The organism is Caulobacter sp. UNC279MFTsu5.1 (assembly GCF_900114015.1).
In the GTDB taxonomy this organism is placed as follows: Bacteria; Pseudomonadota; Alphaproteobacteria; order Caulobacterales; family Caulobacteraceae; genus Caulobacter.
Genome location: NZ_FORN01000007.1, coordinates 20,822 through 47,428 on the forward strand (window position 1 = coordinate 20,822; position 26,607 = coordinate 47,428).

At 69.1% G+C, this 26,607-nt stretch carries 22 protein-coding genes and 1 pseudogene; 8 read left to right on the forward strand and 15 right to left on the reverse strand.

Translation table 11 applies throughout. From position 1 onward, the window contains the following. Positions 1-34: 34 nt before the first annotated feature. From BM066_RS05680 to BM066_RS05690, 3 genes are all read right to left on the reverse strand, one after another. The gene (locus tag BM066_RS05680) at positions 35-1,417 is read right to left on the reverse strand and encodes a flavin-containing monooxygenase (protein WP_089925103.1); all 1,383 of its coding nucleotides are present in this window, start codon (positions 1,415-1,417) and stop codon (positions 35-37) included. Between the two features lie 82 nt (positions 1,418-1,499). Further along, positions 1,500-1,820: a hypothetical protein gene (locus BM066_RS05685; protein ID WP_089925106.1), complete on the reverse strand. Its 321-nt coding sequence runs from the start codon at positions 1,818-1,820 to the stop codon at positions 1,500-1,502. 68 nt (positions 1,821-1,888) lie between these two features. After that, positions 1,889-2,782, reverse strand: a complete 894-nt coding sequence (locus BM066_RS05690; RefSeq protein WP_089925109.1) for a LysR family transcriptional regulator — start codon at positions 2,780-2,782, stop codon at positions 1,889-1,891. Positions 2,783-2,875: 93 nt separating this feature from the next. On the opposite strand from BM066_RS05690, the gene BM066_RS05695 reads away from it, so the two are divergent. Further along, complete coding sequence (locus BM066_RS05695) at positions 2,876-3,886, forward strand: NAD-dependent epimerase/dehydratase family protein (protein WP_089925112.1); 1,011 nt, start codon at positions 2,876-2,878, stop codon at positions 3,884-3,886. Positions 3,887-4,021: 135 nt separating this feature from the next. On the opposite strand, the pseudogene BM066_RS05700 reads toward BM066_RS05695, so the two are convergent. The 5 genes and pseudogenes from BM066_RS05700 to BM066_RS05720 all read right to left on the reverse strand — a co-directional run bounded on the left by BM066_RS05700 (position 4,022) and on the right by BM066_RS05720 (position 10,436). Then, positions 4,022-4,868: pseudogene (locus BM066_RS05700) on the reverse strand (DUF72 domain-containing protein). A 3-nt stretch (positions 4,869-4,871) separates the two neighbouring features. After that, entirely contained in the window at positions 4,872-6,260 is a 1,389-nt protein-coding gene (locus BM066_RS05705) for an L-serine ammonia-lyase (protein WP_089925118.1), read from the reverse strand. Between the two features lie 169 nt (positions 6,261-6,429). Then, a complete protein-coding gene (locus BM066_RS05710) occupies positions 6,430-8,100 on the reverse strand; it encodes a M28 family metallopeptidase (RefSeq protein ID WP_089925556.1) in 1,671 nt (556 codons plus the stop codon). A gap of 87 nt (positions 8,101-8,187) precedes the next feature. Next, positions 8,188-9,279 (reverse strand): alpha/beta fold hydrolase, encoded by a 1,092-nt coding sequence (locus BM066_RS05715; protein WP_089925121.1) that lies wholly within the window; start codon positions 9,277-9,279, stop codon positions 8,188-8,190. A gap of 179 nt (positions 9,280-9,458) precedes the next feature. Beyond that, positions 9,459-10,436, reverse strand: a complete 978-nt coding sequence (locus BM066_RS05720; RefSeq protein WP_089925124.1) for a threonine ammonia-lyase — start codon at positions 10,434-10,436, stop codon at positions 9,459-9,461. Positions 10,437-10,535: 99 nt separating this feature from the next. Between BM066_RS05720 and BM066_RS05725 the strand changes: the two genes are divergently transcribed. The 6 genes from BM066_RS05725 (at position 10,536) to BM066_RS05750 (ending at position 19,488) form a co-directional block, all read left to right on the forward strand. Beyond that, on the forward strand, positions 10,536-11,144 hold the full coding sequence (locus BM066_RS05725; RefSeq protein ID WP_089925127.1) for an acyloxyacyl hydrolase: 609 nt from the start codon (positions 10,536-10,538) through the stop codon (positions 11,142-11,144). A 120-nt stretch (positions 11,145-11,264) separates the two neighbouring features. Then, a complete protein-coding gene (locus tag BM066_RS05730; RefSeq protein WP_089925131.1) occupies positions 11,265-12,551 on the forward strand; it encodes an adenylosuccinate synthase in 1,287 nt (428 codons plus the stop codon). An 89-nt stretch (positions 12,552-12,640) separates the two neighbouring features. Beyond that, a complete protein-coding gene (locus BM066_RS05735) occupies positions 12,641-14,371 on the forward strand; it encodes an ATP-binding protein (RefSeq protein ID WP_089925134.1) in 1,731 nt (576 codons plus the stop codon). 79 nt (positions 14,372-14,450) lie between these two features. Next, positions 14,451-15,575: a hypothetical protein gene (locus BM066_RS05740; RefSeq protein WP_089925139.1), complete on the forward strand. Its 1,125-nt coding sequence runs from the start codon at positions 14,451-14,453 to the stop codon at positions 15,573-15,575. Positions 15,576-15,671: 96 nt separating this feature from the next. Next, a complete protein-coding gene (locus tag BM066_RS05745) occupies positions 15,672-16,469 on the forward strand; it encodes a response regulator (protein ID WP_089925142.1) in 798 nt (265 codons plus the stop codon). Positions 16,470-16,734: 265 nt separating this feature from the next. After that, positions 16,735-19,488: a TonB-dependent receptor gene (locus tag BM066_RS05750; RefSeq protein ID WP_089925146.1), complete on the forward strand. Its 2,754-nt coding sequence runs from the start codon at positions 16,735-16,737 to the stop codon at positions 19,486-19,488. Between the two features lie 80 nt (positions 19,489-19,568). On the opposite strand, the gene BM066_RS05755 is transcribed toward BM066_RS05750, so the two are convergent. Next, positions 19,569-20,273 carry an alpha/beta fold hydrolase gene (locus BM066_RS05755; RefSeq protein WP_089925149.1) on the reverse strand — a complete coding sequence of 235 codons (705 nt, stop codon included), beginning with the start codon at positions 20,271-20,273 and terminating at the stop codon, positions 19,569-19,571. Positions 20,274-20,332: 59 nt separating this feature from the next. After that, positions 20,333-21,229, reverse strand: coding sequence for an RNA polymerase sigma factor RpoH (gene rpoH, locus BM066_RS05760; protein ID WP_089925152.1), 897 nt, complete (start codon positions 21,227-21,229; stop codon positions 20,333-20,335). 314 nt (positions 21,230-21,543) lie between these two features. Between rpoH and BM066_RS05765 the strand changes: the two genes are divergently transcribed. After that, positions 21,544-21,900: a phage holin family protein gene (locus BM066_RS05765; protein ID WP_089925155.1), complete on the forward strand. Its 357-nt coding sequence runs from the start codon at positions 21,544-21,546 to the stop codon at positions 21,898-21,900. Between the two features lie 18 nt (positions 21,901-21,918). Here the strand turns inward: BM066_RS05765 and BM066_RS05770 are convergent, their stop codons facing one another. From BM066_RS05770 to BM066_RS05790, 5 genes are all read right to left on the reverse strand, one after another. Beyond that, entirely contained in the window at positions 21,919-22,674 is a 756-nt protein-coding gene (locus BM066_RS05770) for a tetratricopeptide repeat protein (protein WP_089925158.1), read from the reverse strand. 78 nt (positions 22,675-22,752) lie between these two features. Continuing rightward, the gene (pth, locus tag BM066_RS05775; protein WP_089925162.1) at positions 22,753-23,373 is read right to left on the reverse strand and encodes an aminoacyl-tRNA hydrolase; all 621 of its coding nucleotides are present in this window, start codon (positions 23,371-23,373) and stop codon (positions 22,753-22,755) included. A 97-nt stretch (positions 23,374-23,470) separates the two neighbouring features. Further along, positions 23,471-24,070, reverse strand: a complete 600-nt coding sequence (locus BM066_RS05780) for a 50S ribosomal protein L25/general stress protein Ctc (protein ID WP_089925165.1) — start codon at positions 24,068-24,070, stop codon at positions 23,471-23,473. A gap of 291 nt (positions 24,071-24,361) precedes the next feature. Further along, complete coding sequence (locus tag BM066_RS05785; RefSeq protein ID WP_089925168.1) at positions 24,362-25,453, reverse strand: hypothetical protein; 1,092 nt, start codon at positions 25,451-25,453, stop codon at positions 24,362-24,364. A 140-nt stretch (positions 25,454-25,593) separates the two neighbouring features. After that, entirely contained in the window at positions 25,594-26,532 is a 939-nt protein-coding gene (locus BM066_RS05790; RefSeq protein ID WP_089925171.1) for a ribose-phosphate pyrophosphokinase, read from the reverse strand. Positions 26,533-26,607 lie beyond the last annotated feature (75 nt).

The following is a 26,607-nucleotide window of genomic DNA, read 5'->3' on the forward strand; positions in this document are numbered from 1 at the left end:
GAGGCCCAGATGACGCCCCGTCATGATTTCAGCCTCATTCCGCCGCCAGTGGCAAGGCGTCCGACGCTCGCGCCGGCACGGGCAGGGCGCCGCCGGCCGCCCGCGCCCGCTTCCCGCCGGCCGCGATCTCCCTCTTCAGGTCGGCGCAATAGACCCCGAAGTCGACCTGGATGGTGTGGCGAGCCGAGGGGTAATAGTGGCCGGTGTGGCGCGCCTCGTCCCTGGCGGTGATGCGGCGCATCTCGTCGACCGGGGGCGGGAGGTAGCGCCCGGTCAGGTAGGCGGCGACCAGCTTGGACTGCTGCTCGGCGAAATTGACCAGGGTCGGCAGGGCCTGGGCCAGGCCCATGTAGAACAGGTCCGGCGCGCCGGGCTTCATCATCCGCTTGAACAGCGGCAGGCGGTGGTCGGCGTCGGGAACCAGGGCCGGGTCGTCCAGGAACGGGAAGCTGATCCTGTAGCCGGTGGCGAACAGGATCACGTCCACGGGCTCGACGCTGTCGTCGGCGAAGCGCACCTCGCGACCCTCCAGGGCCTTGATCGCCGGCTTGAAGGTGATGTCGCCGCAGCCGGCCCGGGTCAGGAACTCGCCGCTGACCGAGGGGTGGGCCTCCAACGGTTCGTGGTCGGGCTTGGGCAGGCCGTAGTCCTCCATCCGGCCGACATGCTTGCGGACCAGGGCGCCGACGATCTTCAGCCCCAGCCGGCGCGGCATCCACGGCGGCATGGCCGACTTGTCCGACGGCTTGCCGTTCAGATATTTCGGGAACACCCAGACCCCGCGCCGGGCCGAGACGATCAACTTGCCGGCGATCGGGCGTTGGGCCAGCTCGCTGGCGATGTCCATGGCCGAATTGCCCATGCCGACCACGACCACGGTCTTGCCGCGCATGTCGACCGGGTCGAACGGGTCGCTATAGGCGTGGGCGTGGAAGGCGACGCCGTCGAAGGTCCCCGGATAGTCGGGGATGCGCGGGTCCCAGTGGTGGCCGTTGGCGACGATCAGCACGTCGTAGCGCCGGGTCTCGCCGGTCGACAGGGTCACCGACCACAGGCCGTCGGCGGTGCGCTCGGCGCGCAGGACCTTGGTGTTGAAGGTGATGGTCTCGCGCAGGCCGAACCGGGCGACATAGTCCTTGAAGTATTTCAGGACCTGGCTGTGGTGCGGGAAGTCGGGCCAGTCGGGTGGAACCGGGAAGTCCTCGAAGGCCAGCCGCCACTTGGAGGTGTCGATGTGCAGGCTTTCGTAGCAGGCCGACAGCCCGTTGGGGTTCTTGTAGTACCAGTTGCCGCCGATGTCGTCGGAGGCCTCGAAGCAGTCATAGGGGACGCCGGCGTCGTTCAGCCGCTTGGCGGTGGTGAAGCCGCTGCAGCCCGCGCCGATGATGCAGACCTTCGGAAGCGACTTGGCGCCCATGGCGCGCCTCCCCGACTTATCGTTGTTCAGGTGAGCGTATCAGCGTTATGCGAGCCGTCAAACCGTCGTCGGGTCGGCGTGGCTAATTGCCGAGCGCGCGCGGCGAATAGGTGGCCGTGCAGCGCGACTTGCACTGCATCCACTGGGTCGGGCAGCTGTCGTCGTCACCGTTGGCCCGGCAGAAGAAGTAGGTGCGGTTGCAGGACGCGCGGCACTGGTCCGGGTCGCGGGCCGGCGCGGCGCCGGTCAGCGGGATCAGCGGCGGCGGCAGGGCCGGCGTGTCGGCCTGGACCGGGGCGCTGGCCGGCTTGGCGGGAACCACCCGCGTCGGCTTGGCCGTCTGGGCCGCGGCCGAGCCGGCCAGGGCGGCGAGGATCAGCAGGCAGGCGAGGGCGCGGCGCATGGGGAGGGTTGTAGCGCGCCGGCGTTGAGGTTCGGTTAACCACGTTCGATCCTCACGGTTGCGCGACCCTAGGGCTGCGACGTCGCCAGGAACGCGCTCAGCCCTTCCGCCAGGTGGTCGAACATCGCCCGCATGCGCAGGGTCGCGCGCAGGTCCTCGTGCATGACCAGCCAGACCGGAAGGTCGAAGCCGATCTGGCCGGGGCAGACCGGGACCAGGTCGGGATCGCGGCGGGCCACCCCGTGCTGGACGAAGCCGATCCCGAAGCCGGCGCGGACGGCGGCCAGCTGGGCCAGGTCGCTGTCGGCCCGGAATGCAAAGCCCTGGGGCGGGAGCGGCACGTGCTGGACCAGGCCGCGCAGGAACGGCGTGCCCTTGTCGAAGCCGATCAGGGCGTGGTCGGCCAGGGCGTCCAGGGTGGCGGGCGCGCCCTCGGCCTCCAGATAGCGGCGGTGGGCGTAGAGGCCCAGGTGGGTGTCGGCCAGCCGCCGGGCGACCAGGGCGTCCTGGGTCGGACGGACCATGCGCACGGCGATGTCGGCCGCGCCGCGCAGCAGGTCCTGCTGCTGGTTGTCCAGCGACAGCTCGACCGTCACGCCGGGATGCAGCGGGCGGAAGTCGGCCAGGATCGCCGGCAGCACCTCGGCGCCGACGATCTCGCTGGCGGTCAGGCGGACCACGCCGCGCGCCGTGTCGCCGGCCCCGGACGCGGCGCGGACCAGGGCGCCGGCCGCCCCGGCCATGGCCTGGGCGTGGGGCTGGAGGTCGAGCGCGGCGTCGGTGGGCTTCAGGCCCTGGGGCGAGCGGGTGAACAGGGCCACCCCCAGGGCGCGCTCCAACTGGGCGACCTGGCGGCCCAGGGTCGGCTGGGTCAGGCCCAGGGCCCGGGCGGCGGCCGACAGGCTGCCCTCGGTCATCACCGCCAGGAAGGCGCGGTACAGGCTCCAGTCGGGATCGCTCATGCATTCATGCATGGCAGATCAAGAAGGTTCGTCAATTCTCGTTTGGGCTGGCTTGGTCGATCTTGCGGTCATCAACCCCGACGGAGACCGACAATGACCACGACCCAGCAACGCATCGCCCTGGTGATCGGCGCGACCGGCGGCATCGGCGGCGAAGCCGCCTCGGCCCTGGTCCGCCACGGCTGGACGGTCCGGGCCCTGACCCGCCGCGCCCAGCCTGACCGCGCCGGAATCGACTGGATCCGGGGCGACGCCATGGTCGCGGCCGACGTGGCCCGCGCCGCCCAGGGCGTCCAGCTGATCGTCCACGCCGCCAATCCCCCCGGCTACCGCAACTGGGGCAAGCTGGTTCTGCCGATGCTGGACAGCACCATCGCCGCGGCCAAGGCGCAGGGCGCGCGGATCCTGCTGCCGGGCACGGTCTATAATTTCGGCCTGGAGACTTTCCCGCTGGTCGACGAGACCGCGCCGCAGAACCCGACCACCCGCAAGGGCAAGATCCGCGTCGAGATGGAGCGGCGGCTGAAGGCGGCCTCGGCCCAGGGGGCGCCGGTGTTGATCGTCCGGGCCGGCGACTTCTTCGGGCCGCACGCCAGCAACAACTGGTTCGGCCAGGCGGTGGTCAAGTCGGGCGGGCCGGTGAGGTCGGTGACCGAGCCCGCGGCCCGGGGCGTGGCCCACGCCTGGGCCTACCTGCCGGACCTGGCCGAAACCATGGCCCAACTGCTCGACCGGGCTGACCGCCTCGCGGCCTTCGAGGTCTTCCACTTCGGCGGCCACCGACTGGGCTGGGGCGAGATGGCGGCCTCGGTGCGGCGGGCGGCCGGCCAGCCGAAGCTGCCGGTGACGGGTTTCCCCTGGTGGCTGGTCGTCGCCCTGTCGCCGGTCGTGCCGCTGTTCCACGAGATGGCCGAGATGCGTTACCTGTGGCGTGAGCCCCTGGCGCTGGACGACCGCAAGCTCCGGGCGTTCTTGGGGGATGTGCCGCACACCCCGCTGGACGCGGCGGTGGCGGCGAGCCTGCGGGGGCTGGGGTGTCTCGAGGTTTCGGACCCTCTCCCGACGGGAGAGGGAGGGGTTCGCCGCGCAGCGGTGGGAGGGTGAGGGGGCAAACCCTCACCGATTTCTCACGAAACGCCCTGCCGGCACGCCGGTTAACGTCCAAGCCCCTCACCCTCCCAGGCTTCGACTGGGCCCCTCCCTCTCCCCATGGGAGAGGGTTCTGGAGGGTGAAGAGCGTTACGTCTTCAGCTTTTCGATCAGGGCCATGGCCGCCGCCGGGTTCCGCACCTTCGCTCCGGCGATGAAATAGGCGAAGACGTCGCCGCGCTTGGCCCATTCACGCGTCTGCTTGGCGATCCCGTCCAGCTCTTCCGAGGTCATGCCGGTGGGCTCGTCGGCCTTGCTGGACATTAGCCGGGCATAGGTGAAGTCGGCGGTCGGCTGGTCGATGCAGGGCCAGGTCGGCTCCTCGTCGTCGACGGCGTAGACGATGGCCGCGCCGTACTTGGCGGCTAGGTCGTAGAACTGCTGGTCGGCGAAGGTCGGGCTGCGGACCTCGAGGGCGTGGCGGGCCGGCCGGCCGCCGATCTCCTTGGGCAGCAGTTTCAAAAAGCCCTCGAAATCGACCGGGTCGAACTTCTTGGTCGCCATGAACTGCCAGTTGATCGGCCCCAGCTTGGGGCCCAGCTCCTCCAGCCCCTGGGCCAGGAACTTCTCCATCGAGTCGTTGTTCTCGGACAGCACGCGGCGGTTGGTGCAGAACCGGCTGGCCTTGACCGAAAACACGAAGTCGTCGGGCGTCTCGTCGCGCCACTTCTGCCAGCTGTTGGGCTTGAAGGTGGAATAGTAGGTGCCGTTGATCTCGATGCTGGTCAGCTTGCTGGACGCGTACTTCAGCTCGTCCTTCTGCTTGAGGTCTTCGGGATAGAACGGGCCGCCCCGCCAGGGCTCGAACGTCCAGCCGCCGATGCCGGCGCGAATGGTCCCGGGCATGCACGTGTTCCCTTCCTGTTCTCGGGGCGCACCCTAGGTCAGGGGCGGGAGAAAGGGCAAGGGGGAAAAGGCGGTGGTGAACCCCCTCCAGCCCTCAGCACTCCACCCGATTGACCGACAGCCCCACCGCCAGCCCGCCCAGCGAGGTCTCCTTGTAGATCTCGCTCATGTCCTCGCCGGTGCGCTTCATGGTGGCGATCACCTTGTCCAGGCTCACCGAATGCTGGCCGTCGCCCAGCAGCGCCAGGCGGGCGGCGTCGATGGCCTTGATCGCGCCCATGGCGTTGCGCTCGATGCAGGGGATCTGGACCAGGCCGCCGATCGGGTCGCAGGTCAGGCCGAGGTTGTGCTCCATGCCGATCTCGGCGGCGTTCTCGATCTGGTCATTGGTGCCGCCCAAAGCAGCGCACAACCCGGCCGCCGCCATCGAGCAGGCCACGCCGACCTCGCCCTGGCAGCCGACCTCGGCCCCGCTGATCGATGCGTTGCGCTTGTAGAGCGCGCCGATCGCCGCCGCCGTCAGCAGGAACACCCGCACGCCCTGGGACGTGCCCTGGTGGAAGCGGTGGTAGAAGCGCAGCACCGCCGGGATCAGCCCGGCCGCGCCGTTGGTCGGGGCGGTGACCACCCGGCCGCCGGCGGCGTTCTCCTCGTTGACCGCCATGGCCCACAGGTTGACGTAGTCCATGGCCGCCAGCGGATCGCTGATCTGGCGCTCCATGCGGCCCTGAATGGTCTGGTGGATCTGGCGGGCCCGGCGCTTGACCGCCAGGCCGCCTGGCAGGGTGCCGGTCTCGCGCATGCCGCGGTCGATGCAGGCCTCCATGGCCTGGAAGATGCGGTCCAGGCCCGCGTCGAGCTCGGCCTGGTCCATCCGCGCCAGCTCGTTGGCGCCCATCACCCCGGCGATCGACAGGCCGGCGTCGGCGGCCCGTTGCAAAAGGTCGGCGCCGCTCTCGAACGGATGGGGGACCTGCGGCCCCTCGTCCGGCGGGGTGTTGCGGCCCATCTCGCTCTCGTCGCGCACGAAGCCGCCGCCGATCGAGAAATAGGTGCGCTCGGCGACGATGTGCCCGGCCTTGTCGAAGGCGGTGAAGGTCAGGCCGTTGGGATGCTGGGGCAAGCGCTCGTGGCCGGCCCAGACGATGTCGCGTTCTTCGTCGAAGACGATGTCGATCTGGCCGCCCAGCCGCAGCGACTGGGTCGCCTTGGCCTCGAGAAGCGCCGCTTCGCCGACGTCGGGATCCAGCTTGGCCGGCGCGAAACCCATCAGGCCCAGGATCACCGCCCGGTCGGTGGCGTGGCCCCGGCCGGTCAGGGCCAGCGAGGCGTAGAGCCGCGTCTCGACCCGGACGACCTCGGGCAGTTTTCCGGCGTCGCGCAGGCGGTCGACGAACAGGTTGGCGGCCGTCATCGGCCCCATGGTGTGGCTGCTCGACGGGCCGACCCCGAGTTTGAACAGGTCGAAGACGGAGGCTGTCATTCAGATACCTCGCTCACCCCATCGCTGGAGGAGCGCCAAATCAATCGCAAATGAACCTGTCATCCCGGACAAGCGAAGCGCAGATCCGGGACCGCCGGAAGCGCGGCGCTCAAGCGCCGATCCCGGATCTTCGCGCTGCGCGCTCGTCCGGGATGACAAGGAAAGAGGGCTACTTCCGATCGCCCTTGGTCTGATCCCGCAGCGCCTTGAACTCCGAGCCCGCCTGCCATTCCGGCCAGGTCTTCGAGTTGGCGAGGTCCGCGCCGATCTCGTAGAACAGGCCGATGTCCTGGGCCTGGCCGGTCAGGTCCCAGTCGGCGCGCCATTCGTCAGCCGGCTGGTGGTAGCGGTTGGCGGTGTAGTCCTCTTCCGCCTTCTGGCCGGCTTCCTTGCCGCCCTGGACCAGGTCCTCGCCCGAGCCCACCGAGATGGCCGGCACGCCGCGCTTGGCGAACGGGAAGTGGTCCGAGCGGTAGAAGTGGCCGGCCTGGGGCGAGGGATCGGGCGTGAAATAGCGGCCGTGGGCCTTGGCCTTGGCGACCAGCAAGTCCTGCAGGTCGACCTTGCCGTCGCCCGAGGTGGTGATGTCCTTGGCCGGGCCGGCGGCCGACAGGGCGTCGATATTCAGGTCGCCCACGGTCTTGGACAGCGGGAACAGCGGGTTGGCCGCGTAATATTCCGAGCCCAGCAGGCCGCGCTCCTCGGCGGTGACGGCCAGGAACAGGATCGAGCGCTGCGGGGCCGGCTGGCTCTTGAAGGCGCGGGCCAGCTCCAGGATGGCGGCGATCCCGTCGGCGTTGTCGATCGCGCCGTTATAGATCTTGTCGCCGCGGGCGTCCGGCTGGCCGACGCCCAGGTGGTCCCAGTGGGCGCTGTAGATCACCGTCTCGTCCGGATGGGCCGAGCCCTTGATCCGGCCGGCGACGTTCTTCGAGATGATCACCTTATGGTCGACGGCGTACTCGGCCGAGAAGGTCGCGCCCTTCAGCTCCACGGGCTTGAAGTCGCGGGACTGGGCCTGCTTTTTCAGCGCATCGAAGTCCAGGCCCGCCGCCTTGAACAGGTCGACGGCCACGTCGCGCTGGATCCAGGATTCCAGGGCGGGGTGGCTCTTGGCGGGCTCCTTGCGGACGATGTCGAACATCGTGTTGGTGTTGGAGTTCTTGACCGTCGCCCAGCCGTACGAGGCCGGGGCGGTTTCGTGCACGATCAGCACGCCGGCCGCGCCTTGGCGGGCGGCCTCCTCGAACTTGTAGGTCCAGCGGCCGTAATAGGTCATGGCCTTGCCGCCGAAGTCGCCGGATCCGGTTTCGAAGTCCGGATCGTTGATCAGCAGCACCAGGACCTTGCCTTTCAGGTCCATGCCCTTGAAGTCGTCCCAGTTGCGTTCCGGCGCCTTGACGCCGTAGCCGACGAACACGATCGGGGCGTCCTTGATCGACACGCTGTCGACATTGGTCATGGCGGCGCGGATGGCGATCTGCTCGCCCTGGGCCAGGGGGACGGCCTTGCCGCCGACGGTGAACTGGGCCGCGACCGGGCCCTTGATGTCGAACTTGGCCAGCGGCACGTCCTGGGTCCACGCGCGGGGTCCGTCCTTCCGCCCATCCTTCTGGAGAAGGTCGCCGGCCGGCTCCAGGCCGATCGCCTTCATCTGGCCGACGATGTAGTCGACGCTCTTGGTCTCGCCCGCCGTGGCCGGGCCGCGGCCCTCGAAGTCGTCGGACGACAGCACCTTGATGTGGGCCGACAGCCGGGCGGGGTCGATCTTTGGCGTCTCCGCCGCATGAGCCAGCACGGGAGCGGCGATCAGGGCGGTCGCGAGCAGCAGGCGTTTCATCATCGGCACTCTTTGGAGCAGATCTTGGTCGTGGAGCGGAGACCCTAGCCTTAGCCGGGACCGACTGCACGCGAGAATGGCGCCGGACTAGCGGCGGGACTTGTCCGTCTTCATCGCGGCGGACCGCACGCGACTTTCGAGAACCTCCAACTGGCCGTCGATCATCGTGCGGTTGGGATCGTGACCGGTGCGCGGCAAGCGGACGAACAGCTTGGCTGGAGCCGTCAGGGTGTCGAAATAGGCCCGGGAGATTTCGGGCGGCGTGACGAGATCCTCGTCGCCCTGAAGCAGGAAGACGGGCATTTCGAAGCGGGTTCCCAGCTTGCGCAGGTCGAGCCGAGGCCCCATGCCGTCCCCGGCCATCCCGACGAACTGCAGGAAGGAATAGTCCTCCCCGGCCTCGTAGGCCGCTTCATAGGCGGGGGTGTCGTAGCCCGCCGCGAACTTGAACCAGTCCGCCGGCGGCGGATCGGTCTTCAGCGCCTCGTACTTGCGCGTGGCGCGCCGGAGGACGCCGAAGCCCCGCGGGTTGGTCCACGGGGGCGGGCCCAGCGCTTCCAGCTTGCCGATCGTCTCCGCGTCGCCCGCGCCGCGCGCGAGGCTCAGGGTGCGCTCATAGCTGGCCTTCACATCGTCCGCGTAGCTGACGAGTTGGGCCGTGCCGACATAGGCATGGAAGAGGTCCGGCTGGGCCTGGGCGATGTGGACGGCCAGCGCGGAGCCCCACGAGCCGCCCATCAGGATCACCTTCCGCTTGCCCAGCCGCTGGGTGAGATAGCGCGCCACTTCGACGCCGTCGTCGGCCAGCCGCTCGATGCTGAGAGGCTCGCCTTCCGCCGGCGGGTTGGCGCCATAGGTCTTGCCCGCGCCGCGCTGGTCCCACTGAACGACCGTGAAGTCCTTGGTCCAGGCGCCGAACAGGGTGTGGGCGAAGGGCGTGTTCGGATTGCCCGGACCCCCGTGGACGATCAGCACGACCGGGTTGGCGCAGTCCTGGCCTTCGACGACGACCCATTGCTGGATGCCGCCGATGCGGACGAAGCCCGCCTCGTCGACGGCGCGCCCCGGCGCGCGGCAGGCCGCGTTGAGCTCCGCGGCCGGCGTCGACGAAGGCTGGGCCAGGCCTGGTCTCGGCGACAGCCACAGCAGCGCCGCGGCGACCAACCCAAATGCCCTCATCGCACCCTCACAGAACCTCTTCCGCCCATGTGCGGAGGTTGCGGGCTAGCCTCAAACGCCCAAGGAAGAAAGCTCTACTTCTCGACGTCGCCCTCGCCGCGCGTGCGGAAAAGCCGCCGGCGGGCCCGATTGCGGAAGGTGCGGCCTGCCTCGTCCTCGTCCGCGAAGCGGGAGGCGGTTCAGATCTCCCCACCCAGCACCCGCCCGTACAGCGCCGGATCGACATTCCCGCCCGAGCAGACGATCGCCGCCGTCTGGCCCTTCAGGTCGATCCTGCCGGCCAGGGCCGCCGCCAGGGCCACGCAGCCGCCGGGCTCGACCACCAGCTTCAGCACCGAGAAGGCGTAGCGCATGGCCTCGGCGACCTCGGCGTCGGTGACGGCGACGATCCCACTGAGGGTCTGGCTGTTGATCGGCCAGGTCAGTTCGCCGGGGATCGGGGTCAGCAGGGCGTCGCAGATCGAGCGGGCGTCCGGATCGATGGTCTCGCGCCGGCCCGAGGCCAGGGAGCGGCGAGTCTCGTCGAAGCCGGCCGGCTCGGCGCCCCAGACCTGCGTGGCCGGCGACAGGGCCTTGACCGCGGTCGAGACGCCGGCGATCAGCCCGCCGCCGCCGACCGGACCGAGCACCTTGTCCAGCTCGACGCCCAGGGCTCGGGCCTGCTCGACGATCTCCAGCCCGACCGTGCCCTGGCCGGCGATGATGTGCGGGTCGTCGTAGGACGGCACGACCACGCAGCCGCGCTCGGCGGCGATCTGGTCGGCGATGGCGACGCGGTCCTCGGTGAAGCGGTCGTAGAATCGGATCTCGGCCCCGAAGCCTCGCGTGCCCTCGACCTTTACCGCCGGGGAGTCGGACGGCATGACGATCAGGGCCGGGCAGCCCAGCAGTTGGGCGGCCAGGGCCACGCCCTGGGCGTGGTTGCCCGACGAGAAGGCCACCACCCCGCGCCGGCGTTCGTCGTCGCTCAGCTGGGACAGGCGGTTGTAGGCGCCGCGGAACTTGAAGGCCCCGGCCCGCTGCAGGGTCTCGGGCTTGATCAGCGCCCGGCCGCCGAGGCGGTCGTTGAGCGCCGGGCTCTCGATCAGCGGCGTGCGGACGGCCAGGCCCGCGAGGCGGGCGGCGGCGGCCTGGATGTCGGAAAGGGCGATGCTCATGGCGCCTAGGTCTATCGTCCGGCAAGCGACGCCGAAACCCTTTGCGAGCAGAGCCGATCACGCGATAAGAGGACGCACGATCCTGCTGGGGAGCATTCCGTGAAGAAAGCCCTGTTCGCCGCCGCGGCCTGCGCCGCAGTGACCGCCGCCGCGCCCGCGTTGGCCGGCGAAGCCTTCGTCGGCGTCTACAAGCACGACGTCACCTTCATCGGCGACGCTGTCGGCCTGGGGGCCGCCGGCCGCGAGGACGGCGTCGACGTCCACCTGGGCTACCGGACCGACCGTATCGAGAACCTGCGCTGGCTGGGCAAGCCGCAGGTCCACGCCATGGTGTCGATCAACAGCGAGAACACCTCCAACTTCGTGGCCGCCGGCTTCGACTGGCGGATCGAGCTGGGCCAGCCGGGCGGCTTCTACCTGCGTCCGGGCCTGGGCCTGGCCTATACCGACGGCGAGACCCAGCTGCCGCCGGCCAACGCCCCGAACATCAGCGACGAGGAGCGGGCCCGCCGCACCTACCTCTATTACCACCGCATCGATTTCGGCTCGAAGGTGCTGTTCGAGCCGGAACTGGCCCTCGGCTACGACCTCAACGACCGCTGGGCGGCCGAGCTCAGCTACACCCACCTGTCGAACGGCCAGATCTTCCACCAGGGCAAGAACCAGGGGCTTGACGACGCCGGGGTCCGGCTGGTCTACAAGTTCTGAACCGGGCGGCCCCTTTCTGGAGCGGGCCGTCACGCCGATCACAACAGATGAAACGTCCGCCGCCGAGTCCTGTCGAAGGGCCGCGGGCGCCTTTCGGCAGGTGATAAGGCATATCTGAACATGGCCAATGTGACCGTTGTCGGCGCCCAGTGGGGCGACGAGGGCAAGGGCAAGATCGTCGACTGGCTCAGCAACCGGGCCGACGTCGTCGTGCGGTTCCAGGGCGGCCACAACGCCGGCCACACCCTGGTGGTCGACGGCAAGGTCTACAAGCTGGCCCTGCTGCCGTCGGGCGTCGTGCAGGGCAAGCTGTCGGTCATCGGCAACGGCGTGGTGGTCGATCCCTGGCACCTGCTGACCGAGATCGACAAGATCGCCGAGCAGGGCGTGGCGATCACGCCCGAGCTGCTGGTGCTGGCCGACAACGCCTGCCTGATCCTGCCGCTGCACAAGGACCTGGACCAGGCCCGCGAGGCGGCCTCGACCCAGAAGATCGGCACCACCGGCCGCGGCATCGGCCCGGCCTACGAGGACAAGGTCGGCCGCCGGGCCATCCGCGTCGCCGACCTGGCCGACCCGGAAGCCCTGAAGCCGAAGATCGAGCGGCTTCTCGCCCATCACGGCGCCCTGCGCCGCGGTCTGGGCCTGCCCGAGGCCGACGCCGCCGAGCTGTTCGACGCCCTGATGGCCCTGGCCCCGCGCATCCTGGCCTACGCCCAGCCGGCCTGGCGCCTGCTGGACAAGGCATACAAGGACGGCCGCAAGATCCTGTTCGAGGGCGCGCAAGGCGCCTTGCTCGACGTCGACCACGGCACCTATCCGTTTGTCACCTCGTCCAACACCGTGGCCGGCCAGGCCTCGGCCGGTTCGGGCATGGGGCCGGCGGCCACCGGCTACGTGCTGGGCATCGTCAAGGCCTACACCACCCGGGTGGGCGAAGGCCCGTTCGCCGCCGAGCTGGACGATGAAGTCGGCAAGCACCTGTCGACCGTCGGTCGCGAGGTCGGGGTCAACACCGGCCGGGCCCGTCGCTGCGGCTGGTTCGACGCGGTGCTGGTGCGCCAGTCGGTGGCCATCAACGGCATCCACGGCGTGGCCCTGACCAAGCTGGACGTGCTGGACGGCCTGAAGACCCTGAAGATCTGCGTCGGCTACAAGATCGGCGACAAGGTCGTCGACTACCTGCCGGCCGGCATGCGTGATCAGAAGGCCGCCCAGCCGATCTACGAGGAGCTGGAAGGCTGGAGCGAAAGCACCGCCGGCGCCCGCTCGTTCAAGGACCTCAACGCCAACGCCATCAAGTACGTGCGCCGCGTCGAGGAGCTGATCGGCGCGCCGGTGGCCTTGCTGTCGACCAGCCCCGAGCGCGACGACACCATCCTGATGCGCGATCCGTTCCAGGGCTGATCGCGCGCGCTTTCGTCGCACGGTAAACGCTTCGTGAACCCGCCGCGCCCTACAAACAGGCGCGGCGGTGTTGTCGCGGAGAGCGTATCGTGAACCTACGGGAGCTGCTCGACGACGGCCGCGAAGGCGCGACCCTGGCGATGAGCCGGCGCAGCCGCGTGATCCGCCTGACCATGACCGCCCTGGTCGGCTGGCTGCTGGCCCTGAATTTCGGCTGGAAGGCGGTGCTGGCCTGGGGCGCGGTCAATGCGGTGCTGGAAGCCTGGCTGGCCCTGCTGAACCGGCTGTTCAAGCCGCGCGAGGACGGCCGCACGCCGCTGGCGATCCGCTTCTGCCCGGGCGCGGCCTTCGCCACGACCTGGTCGACCATGGCGGCCCTGTGCTGGGTCCATGGCCAGCCGGCGATGAAGTTCGCGGCGCTGATCGTGCTGTTCGGCCTGCTGATCGAGGGGCTGAAATACGCCGCGGTCAGCAAGACCGCGATGCTGGCCCTGATCCCGCCGCCGATGATCGCCCTGGCCGTGGCCTCGGTGGGCTTCGGCGGCTTCGGGACGGTGGGCCGGGTGATGATCCTGATCACCCTGACGGGCCTTGGCATCTTCGTGCTGGACGCCATGCGCCTGGTGCGGGCCAGCGCCCTGGCGCTGGAGCAGGCCCAGGCGGAGGCCCAGGAGGCCAGCCGCGCCAAATCGGCGTTCCTGGCGATGATGAGCCACGAGCTGCGGACGCCGATGAACGGGGTCCTGGGCATGGCCCATGCGCTGGGTTCGACCCAGCTGGACGCCCGCCAGGCCGACTATCTGGAGACCATCGTCGAGTCGGGCGACGGGCTGATGGCGATCCTCAACGACATTCTCGACTTGTCGAAGATCGAGGCCGGGAAGCTGGAGCTGGAGGCCGCTCCGTTCGAGATCCGGGTCCTGGGGCGTCAGCTCCAGCGGGTCTGGCGCGAGACCGCCCGCGTCAAGGGCCTGGGTCTGTCGCTGGAGATCGCGCCCGACACCCCGACCTGGCTGTCGGGCGATCCGATCCGGGTGCGCCAGATCCTGCTGAACCTGGTCTCGAACGCGCTGAAGTTCACCCAGGAGGGCCGGGTCGACATCGCCATCACGCCGCACGTCGCCGGCGGCGTCGAGATCACGGTGTCCGACACCGGCGTCGGAATGACCCCGGAGCAGCAGGCCAAGCTGTTCGCCCCGTTCGTCCAGGGCGACCGGTCGATCGCCCGCCGGTTCGGCGGCACGGGCCTGGGCCTGTCGATCTGCCGCGAACTGGCCGAAATGATGGGCGGCCGCATCGGCGTGGCCAGCCGCCCGGGCGAGGGCTCGACCTTCACCGTCGTCCTGCCCCTGGCGACGGCCGAGGCTCCGGCCTCGCCGGCCGCGCCGGACGCCGCACCCGACGTGGCCGGCGCGCGGGTGCTGGTGGTCGACGACAACCTGGCCAACCAGGCCGTCGCCCGCGCCATATTGGAGGCCGTCGGCGTGCTGGTCGCCACGGCCGGCGACGGTCGCGAGGCCCTGGCCCGGCTGCGGGTCGAGGATTTCGACGTCGTGCTGATGGACGTCCACATGCCGGTCATGGACGGCGTCGAGGCGTTGCGGCGCCTGCGCGGCGGGGAGGGCGGCCGGCTCGACGTTCCGGTCGTGGCCCTGACCGCCGACGCGATGTCGGGCGAGGTCGAGCGCCTGATCGGCCTGGGCTTCGACGACGCCCAGCCCAAGCCGATCCAGCCGGCCGGGCTGATCCAGGCCATCGCCGCCTGCCGGCGCCCGTCCGCCCCGGCCCAGGCCGAGCCGGTCAGGCGCCTGGCGGATTAGCGATTGCTTAGCAGGCCAGGGTTTATGACGAGGGCTTCCCCGGGGAGGTTCGCCGTCATTGGCCGTCGCGCGTCGCTTGATGAAGTCCGCCAACAAGGCCGATCGCCTGACGCGCAGCTTGCGGGCGCTTGATCGCGAGGCGTCGACCAGCCGCGTGCTCAACCTGCTGGCCATCGAGGCCCGCAGCGGCCACCGACCCGAGCACGGCGAGGCGCCGCTGTTCCGCAACCGCGTCCTCAACACCGCCCTGGTGGTCAAGCATCGCCTGCGGGCCGACGACATCTTCCTGTTCGACGAAGTCCGGCCCAACGCCACCAAGATCATCATTCCGTTCGAGCGCAGCGACCTGGGCCTGGGCGGCCAGTCGTTCTTCGTCGGACAGCGCGGCTGGGTGGACCTGCTGCGCGCGGCCTGCAACGAACACAGCGACATGGCGCGCGACCTGGCGACCCTGCGCCTGATCGACCAGCTGCCGTCCCTGGACCCGTTCCTGCTGCGCGAGCACCTGCGCCGCCACGGCCTGTCGGTGGCCTCCAGCTATTTCGCCTTGTCGTCCGCCGACATGGAGCAGATGCAAAGCTTCGTCTCGGCCCAGATCTCGCTGCTGATCGACCTGGCCTATCGCGACGCCGGCCAGGCCGTGCCCGGCGCCCACGCCGCCCGCCTGGTCGAGGCCCTGCTGTCGACCGACGTCGACGAGCGGCTGGAGCCGCTGCGCGAGACCCTGGTCATGGACGGCGAGAGCTTCAAGGAGGGGGTCTTCAGCTGGAAGGGCTTCCTCTATTATAAGTGGATGCTGACCCGGCTGTGGACCGAGCTGGACACCGTCGGCGGCGAAATCACGCGGCTGACGATCACCGGCAACCGTGACGTCGTCACCCAGCGCTTCCTGGACGACACCCGCAAGCGCCTGCGGCACGGCATGCTGGTCGAGCGCAAGGCGATCATGCGGGCCCTGGAGGTCTACGACCGGGCGTTCGACGACCTGATCGACAACGGCAGGCCCCAGGCGTTCCGCGAGTTCCTGCTGCGCGCGCCCGACATGTTCCTGTCGCTGGGCGAGAAGGTCGGGGTGATCGCCCACATCGCCAGCTTCTGGCGCTACCGCTTCCCGGCCGGCATGCCCCTGGTCGCCGACATCGAGGAGGCGCTCGACCTGCTGCAGGATTTCGACGCGGGCCTGAGCGCCAGCCTGGCGGCCTGAATCCGGGACTTTCTGTCGCAACAGGCGAAGACTAAGCGGATTTTTACCATCGCCCGCCTAGTCTGCGGGCGAGTTATCTTTGGAGCTTAGGGACCCGTGTTCGACGGCAACATCCGCACCTTGCAGCGTATCGCGGCGAAGATGCAGCGCGTGCTGGTCGTCGACCCGAACACCGCGGCCGTGCGCCTGCTGGCCGACCAGCTGCGCCATGTCGGCAACGTCCAGATCTTCCACGCGCCGTCGATCGAGGCCGGCTGGGGCATGGCCCGCACGGTCGACCCGCTGCTGATTTTCGTCGAGCACGCCTCCAGCGGCTGCGACGGCCTGGCCCTGGCCCGTAAGATCCGCCGCAGCGATCTGGCCTGCCGCGAGAACCCGATCATCATGTGCACCGCCGAGGCCACGGCCGACGCGATCTTCGGGGCCCGCGACGCCGGCATCCACGAGTTCATGCGCAAGCCGTTCACGATCAAGGATCTGGAGCGGCGGCTCGAGGCGGTGACGCTGAAGCCGCGCGACTGGATCGAGGCCGTGCAATATGTCGGGCCCGACCGCCGCCGCTTCAACTCGGCCGAATACAAGGGGCCGCGCAAGCGCAAGGCCGACGCCGGCGGCGCCCCCGCGGCCCGCCTGTCGCAGGCCCTGCGGATCGTCAAGTCGGCGGCCCAGGCGTTGGACAGCGACCCGGCTCAGGCCCGGCGCGCCCTGGCCGCCCAGGCGGTCGAGCTCAAGAAGGTCGGCGAAGCGATCAAGGACGCCCGGCTGTTCGAAGCCGCCGCCGCCCTGGAGGCCTGCACGGCCGGCGGCATGGCGCGGACCGAGCTGGTCAAGCGGATCGACGGCCTGATGGGCTTCCTGGTCGAGGACGACAATGGCGGTCGCGGCGCCGCCTGACGGTCCCGGCGACTGCAGATCGGCGCTTGCATGGCCAGAATTCGCATGATGATCCGATCCCTATTTCAATGAATCGCCAGGCGGATCGTTCTCCATCAAGTCAATCATGCTTTGAAATCCGCGCCTGAATCGGCGGATTTCGAGGGTGTAGCTGGATTGGCGATACATAAAACCGACATGGTTCTGTCGCTGACCTGACGCGTGTCGCCAATACCTGACGGCCTGAAGCTCCGGAAAAGGGGCGGGGCGAAATCAGGGGTGCATCATGTCGGTCGGTTTCAAGGGCGCCCTGCTGCGCCGGGGCAGCGTCGTGGCGATGGTCATGGCCGTGGCGGCGACGCCGGCGATGGCCGCCGAACTGCGCGGCCGGGTGGTGGACAGCCGCGGCGCGTCGCTGCCGGGCGCCTGGATCGAGGCGGGCGGCCGCTCGACCACGGCCGGTCCCGACGGCCGTTTCGTGCTGACCGGCGTGGCCCCCGGCGCGACGGACGTGACCGTGGCCTATGTCGGCTACGGCGCCTCGACCCTGCCGGTCACCGTGGCCGACGCGGGCGGCGAGGTCACCCTGACCCTGAAGCCGATCGACGAGGTGTCGGAAGTCGTCGTCAGCAGCGCCCGCGCCGCCGAGCGCCGCTCGCTGCAGGTCAAGAAGGCGGCCGACAACTTCGTCGAGGCCCTCTACGCCAACGACGTGGGCAAGCTGCCCGATCAGAACGTCGCCGAGGCCGTGCGCCGCCTGCCCGGCGTGTCGGTGGCCAACGACCAGGGCGAGGGCCGCTACGTGATCATCCGCGGCGTCGATCCGCGCTACGTCAACGTCACGGTCAACGGCCAGACGGCCGCCGCCCCCGAGCCCGACAACCGCCAGGTCAAGCTGGACGACATCCCCTCGGCGATGATCGGTTCGGTCAAGGTGATCAAGAGCCTGACCGCCGACCTCGACGCCAGCGCCATCGCCGGCCAGGTCGACATCGTCACGCTCAGCGCTTTCGATCGTCACGGAACCTTCGGCGGCGCCCGCGCCGCCTATGGCCGCTTCGACCTCAACGACAAGAACCCCTACGAACTCGACGCCTCGCTGGGCGGCACGTTCGGTCCCGGCGGCCAGTTCGGGGCGGTGGTCTCGGCCAACTATTCCAAGCGCCCGGTCGAGTCGCAGAACGTGGCCGGGGCGTCGTGGACTAAGGCCGGCGGCAATCCGATCCCGGCGGACTTCGACAGCCGCGACTACAACCTGGTCCGCGAGCGCACCGGTTTCGTCGGCAATTTCGACTGGCGGCCCAGCGACGACGTCCAGTTCTACCTGCGCAGCTCCTATTCGAAGTTCACCGACCACGAGACCCGCGACCGCTTCCGCCTGCCGATCGCCGGCGCGATCGTCCCGACCTCGGCCGCCACGGGGTCGTTCACCAAGGCCACGGGCACGCGCTACGTGCGTCGCCGCGACGAGGACGACAACACCAGGACCGTGTCCGTGGGCGGCCATTTCCAGCTGCCGGTCGGCCGTCTGGACATCGACGCCGCCTATAGCCGGGCCGAGAAGACCGATCCGCTGCGCAGCGAGTTCCAGTTCGCCACCGGCAAGACCATGGCCGGGATCTACGACGTCTCGCAGGTGCTGTTCCAGGTGACCCCGACCGCCACGGCCTACGACCCGGCCAACTACGTCTTCAAGAGCGTCAACTATGACCGCCGCCAGGCCGTCGAGGAACTGAAGCAGGCCCGCGCCGACTACGCCTTCCCCCTGTCGGCGATCGGCGACGACAGCGAGCTGAAGATCGGCGCCAAGCTGATCGACCGCTCCAAGACCAACGACCGCAACTACACGACCTACGATCCGGGTTCGACGGCCTTCACCCTGGCGGCGCTGAACCCGCCCAGCCTGGCCTCGACCTATGAGGGCCGCTACCCCTTCGGTCCGAAGGTCGACTACAGCGCCGCCCAGGCCTATGTGACCGCCAACCCGGCCACGCTGAAGCCGAACGCCGGCAAGTCGCTCAGCACCTCGCTGCTCAGCGACTACGACGTGTCGGAAAAGATCTATGCCGGCTACGCGATGGCGACGCTGAGGATGGGCCGCGTGACCCTGGTTCCCGGTCTGCGGGTCGAGACCACCGACGGCGACTACACCGCCAAGACCTTCAACAACGTCACATCCAAGCAGGGGCCCGACACCACGGGCTCGAACAAGTACACCAACTGGTTCCCCAGCCTGAACGCCAAGATGGACGTCACCGACCGCCTGGTGTTGCGGACGGCGGCGACCACCGCCATCGGCCGCCCGGACTATGTGTCGCTGGCCCCGGCCATCACCGTAGACGCCACCGCCGACACGGTCGTCCAGGGCAATCCGGACCTGAAGCCGCTGCTGTCGGCCAATCTCGACGCCGGCGTCGAATACTACCTGCCCGGCCAGGGCGTGCTGTCGGCCGCGGTGTTCTTCAAGGACATCCAGGACCCGATCTTCACCCAGACCCTGCTGAACCAGAACGGGACCTTCGGCGGCGTGGCCCTGACCGGGGCGGCGGTGACCACGCCGCTGAACGCCAGCAAGGCCAGCGTGGCGGGGGTCGAGTTCAATGTCCAATCGCAGCTGACCTTCCTGCCCGACGCTCTGAACGGCATCGGGGTGGGCGTGAACCTGGCCCTGATCGACTCGACCCTGCGCGGCGTGCCCGGCCGCGCCGACAGCCTGCCGCTGGCCCAGCAGTCCAAGACCGTGGCCACCGCCCAGCTGTTCTATGAGAAGTACGGCTTCTCGGCCCGGGTGGCCTATTCCTACCGCTCGAAGTTTCTCTACACGATCGGCGCCGACCAGGGCTCGGACGTGTGGTGGGACGACCACGGCCAGCTCGACGCCCGCGTCGCCTACGCCTTCGGCAAGACCGCCAGCGTCTTCGTCGAGGCCTCCAACCTCAACGACGAGCCCTGGCGCACCTTCGTCGGCAACGACCGCCGGCTGGGCGAGAACGAGCGCTACGGCCGGACCTTCCGGACGGGGATCCAGCTGAGCTTCTGACGCAGGGGCGGCCGCCACTGTCATCCGGACAGCGCTACGCGCTTCCGGGATGACAACGATTGGCTCTGGAAGCGCCTGCCCTAGCGACCCGTCCGCGCCAGCCAGCGGCGCAGGGCGGCGTTGACCGCTTCGGGCGCCTCCATCGGCGTCATGTGGCCAGCGTTCGGGATGATCACCATGTGCGAGCAGCCGATGGCGTGGGCCATTTCGTGCTGGCCGGCCAGGGGGGTGATGGCGTCGTGCTCGCCGCAGATGATGACGATCGGGCAGCGCAGGGCCCGCAGCGCGGCCGCGCCGTCCTGGCGGGGCAGGGCGTTCTGGCGCAGGAACACCGCGCGGCCCAGCCGCTGGGTCATGGCCTGGATGCGGCCGGTCAGGTCCTTGTCGCCCAGGCGGGAAGGGTCGACATAGCTGGCCATCAGCCGGTCGGCGACGCCCAGGAAGGCCCCCTCGTGGCTGGCCGCGGCGTTGACGGCGCGGCGCTGGGCGGCGCGTTCCGGAGTGTCGGCGCGGATGGCGGTGTCGATCAGGGCCAGGCGTTCGATGCGCTCGGGGGCGAGGCGGGCGATCTCCTGGGCCACATAGCCGCCCATCGAGAAGCCGGCCAGGGCGAAGCTCGGCTCGGCGTCGGCCAGCACCTGCTCGGCCAGGTCGCGCAGGCTCGCGCCCCGCGTCAGGTCCGCCACCTGGCAACGGGCCACGTCGGCCAGGCCCGCGACCTGGTCGCGCCACAGTTCGGCGTCGTTCAGCAGGCCGGGCAGCAGGATCAGTTGGGGCAGGGTCATCGAAAAACGCCCCGGACCTTGCGATCCGGGGCGCTCCAGTCTTTGCGGGTCAAAGCCTTTTAGGCTTCGACCATGTTCTTGGCGATGGCGGCTTCGCGCATCGACTTTTGCAGCTTCTCGAACGCCCGCACCTCGATCTGGCGGACCCGCTCGCGGCTGACGCCGTATTGCGAGGCCAGGTCCTCCAGGGTGGTGGGCTCGTCCTTCAGACGCCGTTCGGTGAGAATGTGGCGCTCGCGGTCGGTGAGCTCGACCATGGCCTCTTCCAGAAGAGTCATCCGCAGGGACTTCTCTTCGTTCTCGGCCACCACGGTCTCTTGCGACACCTGGTTGTCGTCGGCCAGCCAATCCTGCCACTCGCTTTCGCCGTCGGCGCGCAGCGGCGCGTTCAGCGAGGCGTCGGGGCCCGACAGGCGGCGGTTCATCGAGATGACCTCGCTGTCCAGCACGCCCAGCTTGGTGGCGATGGCGCTGACCTGTTCGGGGCGCAGGTCGCCGTCCTCGAAGGCGCTGATCTGGCTCTTGGCCTTGCGCAGGTTGAAGAACAGCTTCTTCTGCGCGGCGGTCGTGCCCATCTTCACCAGCGACCACGAGCGCAGGATGTACTCCTGGATCGAGGCGCGGATCCACCACATGGCGTAGGTGGCCAGGCGGAAGCCCTTGTCGGGCTCGAACTTCTTGACGGCCTGCATCAGGCCGACGTTGCCCTCGGAGATCACTTCGCCGATCGGCAGGCCGTAGCCGCGATAGCCCATGGCGATCTTGGCCACCAGGCGCAGGTGGCTGGTGACCATCTTGTGGGCCGCCTCGCTGTCCTGGTGCTCCTTCCAGCGTTGGGCGAGCATGAACTCCTCGTCCTTGGCCAGCATCGGGAACTTGCGGATTTCGGTGAGGTAACGCGACAGGCCGCCGTCCGGCGACATCACCGATAGTGAATTCACGGCCATAGAAACTATCCCCTTGGTGCGGATCCGCCCGTCAATCGCGCGCCATCATCCCCACCAGAATGGGTCAGATAGGAAGGCGTTGCGGTCAAGATAAGGTCGATAACGTATTTGTAATGTCCGACACCCGGACTCGGGTATTGGCGCTTCGAGGGTGAGAATGAACGTTCATTCTCAGAAGTTCAAGCCAAAAATGTCAGATGGACGCGACGGAAGGTTCGGCCTGGGCGCGGGGGTACGGGTCCTCGCATCGCTCAAGGCGGGCCTTGCTGGGACAGGGCTGTTGCGCCATCTAATGGCCGCGCTTGACGCCAAGGAGACCGCCCGTGACGCGCTTCATCATCCGCGCCCTGATCGCCGCCCTGGGCCTGTGGCTGGCGTCCGAGATCGTGCCGGGGATCGCCGCGCCGGGCGGCTGGACCAGCCTGCTGATCGCCGCGGTGCTGCTGGGCGTGGTCAACGCCATCGTCCGGCCGGTGGTCTTCGTGCTGACCCTGCCGCTGACGGTGACGCTGGGCCTGTTCCTACTGGTGGTGAACGCCGCGATGCTGGGCCTGGTCGGCCTGCTGCTGAAGGGCTTCGTGGTCGACGGCCTGTGGGCCGGGATCTTCGGCTCGGTGGTGGTCGGCGTGGTCAGCTGGCTGGGCCACCTGCTGATCGGGGACGGACGGGAGCGGGGTTAGACCCTCTCCCCTGAAACGTCACCCCACCGCCGTCGCCGCCAGGTCCCGCCAGCCGCGGGCTTCCTTGCGGAAGTGCGAATGGGTCTTGGCCAGGCGCTTGTCGATTTCGGCCAGGGCCTCGCGGGCCTCGTCCTTGCGGCCGGTCTGCGCCAGGAACACCGCATAGCGCGCCATGCCCTCGAAGCCGGGCATCTGGTCGGCGGCCAAACGCAGCAGCGGCTCGGCCCCGGCGTGGCGGCCCAGCTGGGCGTAGGCGCGGCCCATGGCCATGGCCGTCTGCGGCGCGCGGACCTTGGACTGGCCGTCCAGGGCCGCCAGCAGAGGCAGGGCTTCGGTCGCCCGGTTCAGCTCGACCAAGGCGTTGGCGCGCCCCAGCAGCAGTTGGGGGTCGTCGGCGTACATGCCCTGCAGCGCCTCGGCGTACAGGCGCTCGGCCTCGGCGTGACGGCCCAGGCTGGCGGCGGCGACGGCCAAGCGCGCGCGGTTGGCCACGGTGGGGGCGTCTTCAACGGCCTTGCTGGCCTCTCGGTATTCACGCTGCGGGTCCAGGGTCTCGCGCGCGGCTTTCCGCATCTTCTGGGCCGCGGTCCCGCGCGTGAATTCGGGCAGGAAGATCGCCAGGAAATAGATCAGAGCACCGATCGGCTGGACGATCAGGATGATGAACACCCAGTAGAGCTCGCGGTGCGTTCGCACCACGTGCACGCACATGGCGATCGAAAAGGCCAGCAGAGCGAGCCCGAGAAGGGGCGACAGGCCGAGTAGGGACGACATGAACGACTCCGTGCGTACGGGGCGGTGTCTCTCGCGTCGCCGAAGCGACGTCAATCGGTCAAGCTGCGATCGCCAGGCTTAGTCGGCTTGCCGCGCGGCTTTTTTGGGATCGGCCTTGGGGGCCGGGGCCAGGCGCAGCACCTCGGCCTGATAGCGCTCGTCGTCGCCGGCCGCCGCGAAGGGCAGGGCGTCGGCCAGGGCGTCCAGCATCGGGTCCAGCCACTGATGCTCGACCTTGTGGAAGTCGCCCAGCACGTAGTGCATGACCGCGTCCTTGTGGCCCGGATGGCCCACGCCGATCCGGCCGCGCCGGAAGGCGTCGCCGACCTGGCTGGTGATCGAGCGCACGCCGTTGTTGCCCGCCGCCCCGCCGCCGGCCTTCATCCGGAAGCGGCCGGGAGCCATGTCGATCTCGTCGTGGAAGACGATCACGTCGCTCGGGGCCAGCTTGAAGAACTTCATCGCCTCGCCCACGGCGCGGCCGCTCTCGTTGTAGAAGGTCCGGGGCTTGAGCAGCAGCAGCTTGACCGGCCCGTTCGGGGTCGGGACCTGGCCCTCGCAGGCCAGGCCCTGGAAGCGCGAGCGCCACGGCGCGGTGCCCCACTTGCGAGCCAGGGCGTCGACCGCCATGAACCCGACATTGTGCCGGTTCTTCTCATATTTCGGCTCGGGATTGCCGAGGCCGGCGAGGATCAGCATCGCTTGATGGTCCTGGGTGAGCGCCCAAACGAAAAACGGGCGGGCCGTGAAGCCCGCCCGTTCTCGATATCGGATCGGAGACCCGACCGGAAAGCCCTTAGGCTTCGGTCGTCGTGTCGCCTTCGTTCGATTGCGAAGCGGCCGAGGCCTTCAGGTTGGCGATCACGAAGTCGCGGTCCATGGCCGGACGCACGCCTTCCGGCAGCTTCACTTCCGAGATGCGGATGGTGTCGCCGATGTCGTGCTTGGCCAGGTCGATGACCAGTTCTTCGGGGATCTTGTCGGCCGGGCAGGCCAGCTCGACGGTGTGGCGGATGACTTCCAGCGTGCCGCCCTTCTTCAGGCCGACCGAGATGTCGTGGTTCTTGAAGTGGACCGGGATCTCGATCTTGATCAGCTGGTGCTCGTCGACGCGGTACAGGTCGAAGTGCAGCGGCTCGTCGGTGACGGGGTGGAATTGCACGGCCTTGGCGATGACCGATTGCTTCTCGTCGCCGTGCTGCAGCGTCACCAGGTGGCCCAGCAGCTTGCCGGTGTAGAGCGCCTTACGGAATTCGTTGCCCTTCACGGCGATGTTCACCGGGGCCTTGGCGCCGCCGTACAGAACGCCGGGGACCTTGCCCTGGCGGCGGGTTTCGCGCGAGCCGCCGGTGCCGGCGCGGTCGCGAAGTTCGACGTTGAGAATGATCTCGGCCATGTCTTGTCTCTCTGGAGAGCCCCATGCTCTCGGAATGCGAAGCCGCCGCACAAGACTGGATTGCCTCGCCCGGTCGACGTTTTTGGGTCGCGCTCCATACACGCAGCGGCCGCCCGATGCAACGGGGCCGGGCGCGTCCTTCTCCCCTTGCGGGAGAAGGTGGCCGCCGAAGGCGGTCGGATGAGGGGTCTTCGGTCGCAGACGAAGAAGGGCCGCACGGCCCTCGCCGGTGCGACCCCTCGTCCGTCAGCTTCGCTGACACCTTCTCCCGCAGGGGAGAGAAGGAAGTCGCTAGCCCTTCTTCTTCGTCGGCGCTTTCTTGGCGACGGGCTTCTTCTTGACCACCGGCTCGGGCTTGGGCGGGGGCGGCGGTTCGTAGGGCAGTTCGGCGCCCGAGGCCTTGAGCACGCACATGCCGGTGTCGATCATGACGTGCTGGCCCAGGCAGAACACGTCTTCGTAGTGCGGCTTGGCGACGGCCAGGCACTGGTAGAGGTTCAGCTTGCCCATGTTCAGGCACATGGCGCTGGCCGGCTCGGCCATCACCGCCTCGATCAGGGGCAGCTTGTCGTCGCCAGCGTAGCCCAGCGCGGCCAGGGCGGCCACGGCCAGGCCGCGGATCACCAGGGGCTTGTAGGGCGGCGGGGCGGAACGGAGGCCGACGACCGGGGCGCTTGCGGCGGTCGGGTCGGCGGGCGGGGCGGGCACCACGGGCACGCCGCCCATCGAGGCCTGCTGCATGGCCGCCACGTCGGCGCTGTCGGCCAGGCCGGGCGTTGAGGACATGGTCTTGGCGTAGGCCAGGCGGCCGTCGCGGTCGAGGACCGGCAGGAGCGACCACTTGGCGCGCTGGACGTCGTAGGCCGCCTGTTTCACGGCCTTGCCGGAGGTGTAGAGCTTCAGGCCGCCGGCCCCGAGGGTGTCGATGATCCGGCCGGCGGCGGTGTCGCTGCCCTTGAAGCCGACGGCGTAGGCCGGGTCGGCGATGATCTGGTTGATGACCGACTGGCGCTGGGCCGGATCAGTGGCGAACGCGCGCACCGAGGCCACGTAGGTCGGATCCTGCAGGGCCAGGACGGCGGCGTAGGCCGTGGCGCCGGACAGGAACTGCTTGGGCTCGTAGGCGACGCCGATCTTCAGCGAGGCCTGGATCTGGTCGCCGTTCTCGAAGGTCGAACCGATCGCGGCGGCGCGCTGCATGTAGCCGCGATAGGCGCTGGCCTTCTCGATGATGCTGGACGACAGGGTGATCGGCGGCGGGGCGGGCGGGGCGGCGACCACGGGCGGGGGCGGCGGGGGCGGGGTCTCGCAGCTGGCCAGCAAGGTGGCGGCGACCACGGCGATGGCCGTCAGCGCGGCGCGCGTACGCGTGGTGGAAAACATCCCGAGAACATCCCCAATGACATAGAGCGCCCGCCATACCATCGGCGCGCGGACGAGATTGTGACAGTCAGCCCGTTAACCACGTCTTGACAAGCTGGACCGTCAAAAGGGTTTCCGGCTCGGGAGGCTCGCCCGCGGGGCTAGTCGAACAGCTTGGAGACCGATTCCTCGTTGGCGATCCGGCGGATGGCCTCGCCGATCAGCGGCGCGCAGGACACGTAGCGGATCTTGGGGCAGGCCTTGACGGTGTCCGAGGCTTCGATCGAGTCGGTGACCACCAGTTCGGTCAGCACCGAATTGGCCACCCGCTCGGCGGCCGCGCCCGACAGCACCCCGTGGGTGACATAGGCCGAGACCGACTTGGCGCCGTGGGCCATTAGGGCGGCGGCGGCGTTGCACAGGGTGCCGGCCGAGTCGACGATGTCGTCGAACAGGATGCAGCGACGGTCCTTCACGTCGCCGATGATGTTCATCACCTCGCTCTCGCCCGGGGCCGAGCGGCGCTTGTCGACGATGGCCAGGTCGGCGTCGTTCAGGCGCTTGGCCAGGGCGCGGGCGCGGACCACGCCGCCGACGTCGGGCGAGACGACCATCAGGTCGTCGCCCATCGTGTAGCGCTTGTGGATGTCGTCGGCGAGCAGGCGCGAGGGCAGCAGGTTGTCGGTCGGAATGTCGAAGAAGCCTTGGATCTGGCCGGCGTGCAGATCCATGGTCAGCACGCGGTCGGCGCCCGAGCGGGTGATCAGGTTGGCCACCAGCTTGGCCGAGATCGGCGTGCGGCCGCCGGTCTTGCGGTCCTGGCGGGCGTAGCCGAAGTAAGGCAGCACGGCCGTGATCCGCTTGCCCGACGCGCGCTTCAGCGCATCGACGCAGATCAGCAGCTCCATCAGGTTGTCGTTGGCCGGATAGCTGGTCGACTGGATGACGAAGACGTCCTCGCCGCGCACGTTCTCGTCGATGGTGACGAACACCTCGAGGTCGGCGAACCGGCGCACCTGGGCGCGGGTCAGCGGCATGTCGAGATATTCCGCGATGGACTGGGCCAGGGTGCGGTTCGAATTGCCGGACAGCAGCTTCATGGTTTTGTCTCGGGAGGGGGTGTCGCCGTTGCGGGGGCTTCTAGCAGTCCCGGGCGTGGGAACAACCCCGAGTCT

Coding starts and splice junctions, on each gene's coding strand:
- BM066_RS05680 (WP_089925103.1), bottom strand. CDS start 1,417: ATGGGCGCCAAGTCGCTTCCGAAGGTCTGCATCATCGGCGCGGGCTGC.
- BM066_RS05685 (WP_089925106.1), bottom strand. CDS start 1,820: ATGCGCCGCGCCCTCGCCTGCCTGCTGATCCTCGCCGCCCTGGCCGGC.
- BM066_RS05690 (WP_089925109.1), bottom strand. CDS start 2,782: ATGAGCGATCCCGACTGGAGCCTGTACCGCGCCTTCCTGGCGGTGATG.
- BM066_RS05695 (WP_089925112.1), top strand. CDS start 2,876: ATGACCACGACCCAGCAACGCATCGCCCTGGTGATCGGCGCGACCGGC.
- BM066_RS05705 (WP_089925118.1), bottom strand. CDS start 6,260: ATGACAGCCTCCGTCTTCGACCTGTTCAAACTCGGGGTCGGCCCGTCG.
- BM066_RS05710 (WP_089925556.1), bottom strand. CDS start 8,100: ATGAAACGCCTGCTGCTCGCGACCGCCCTGATCGCCGCTCCCGTGCTG.
- BM066_RS05715 (WP_089925121.1), bottom strand. CDS start 9,279: ATGAGGGCATTTGGGTTGGTCGCCGCGGCGCTGCTGTGGCTGTCGCCG.
- BM066_RS05720 (WP_089925124.1), bottom strand. CDS start 10,436: ATGAGCATCGCCCTTTCCGACATCCAGGCCGCCGCCGCCCGCCTCGCG.
- BM066_RS05730 (WP_089925131.1), top strand. CDS start 11,265: ATGGCCAATGTGACCGTTGTCGGCGCCCAGTGGGGCGACGAGGGCAAG.
- BM066_RS05740 (WP_089925139.1), top strand. CDS start 14,451: ATGAAGTCCGCCAACAAGGCCGATCGCCTGACGCGCAGCTTGCGGGCG.
- BM066_RS05750 (WP_089925146.1), top strand. CDS start 16,735: ATGTCGGTCGGTTTCAAGGGCGCCCTGCTGCGCCGGGGCAGCGTCGTG.
- BM066_RS05755 (WP_089925149.1), bottom strand. CDS start 20,273: ATGACCCTGCCCCAACTGATCCTGCTGCCCGGCCTGCTGAACGACGCC.
- BM066_RS05770 (WP_089925158.1), bottom strand. CDS start 22,674: ATGTCGTCCCTACTCGGCCTGTCGCCCCTTCTCGGGCTCGCTCTGCTG.
- pth (WP_089925162.1), bottom strand. CDS start 23,373: ATGCTGATCCTCGCCGGCCTCGGCAATCCCGAGCCGAAATATGAGAAG.
- BM066_RS05780 (WP_089925165.1), bottom strand. CDS start 24,070: ATGGCCGAGATCATTCTCAACGTCGAACTTCGCGACCGCGCCGGCACC.
- BM066_RS05785 (WP_089925168.1), bottom strand. CDS start 25,453: ATGTTTTCCACCACGCGTACGCGCGCCGCGCTGACGGCCATCGCCGTG.
- BM066_RS05790 (WP_089925171.1), bottom strand. CDS start 26,532: ATGAAGCTGCTGTCCGGCAATTCGAACCGCACCCTGGCCCAGTCCATC.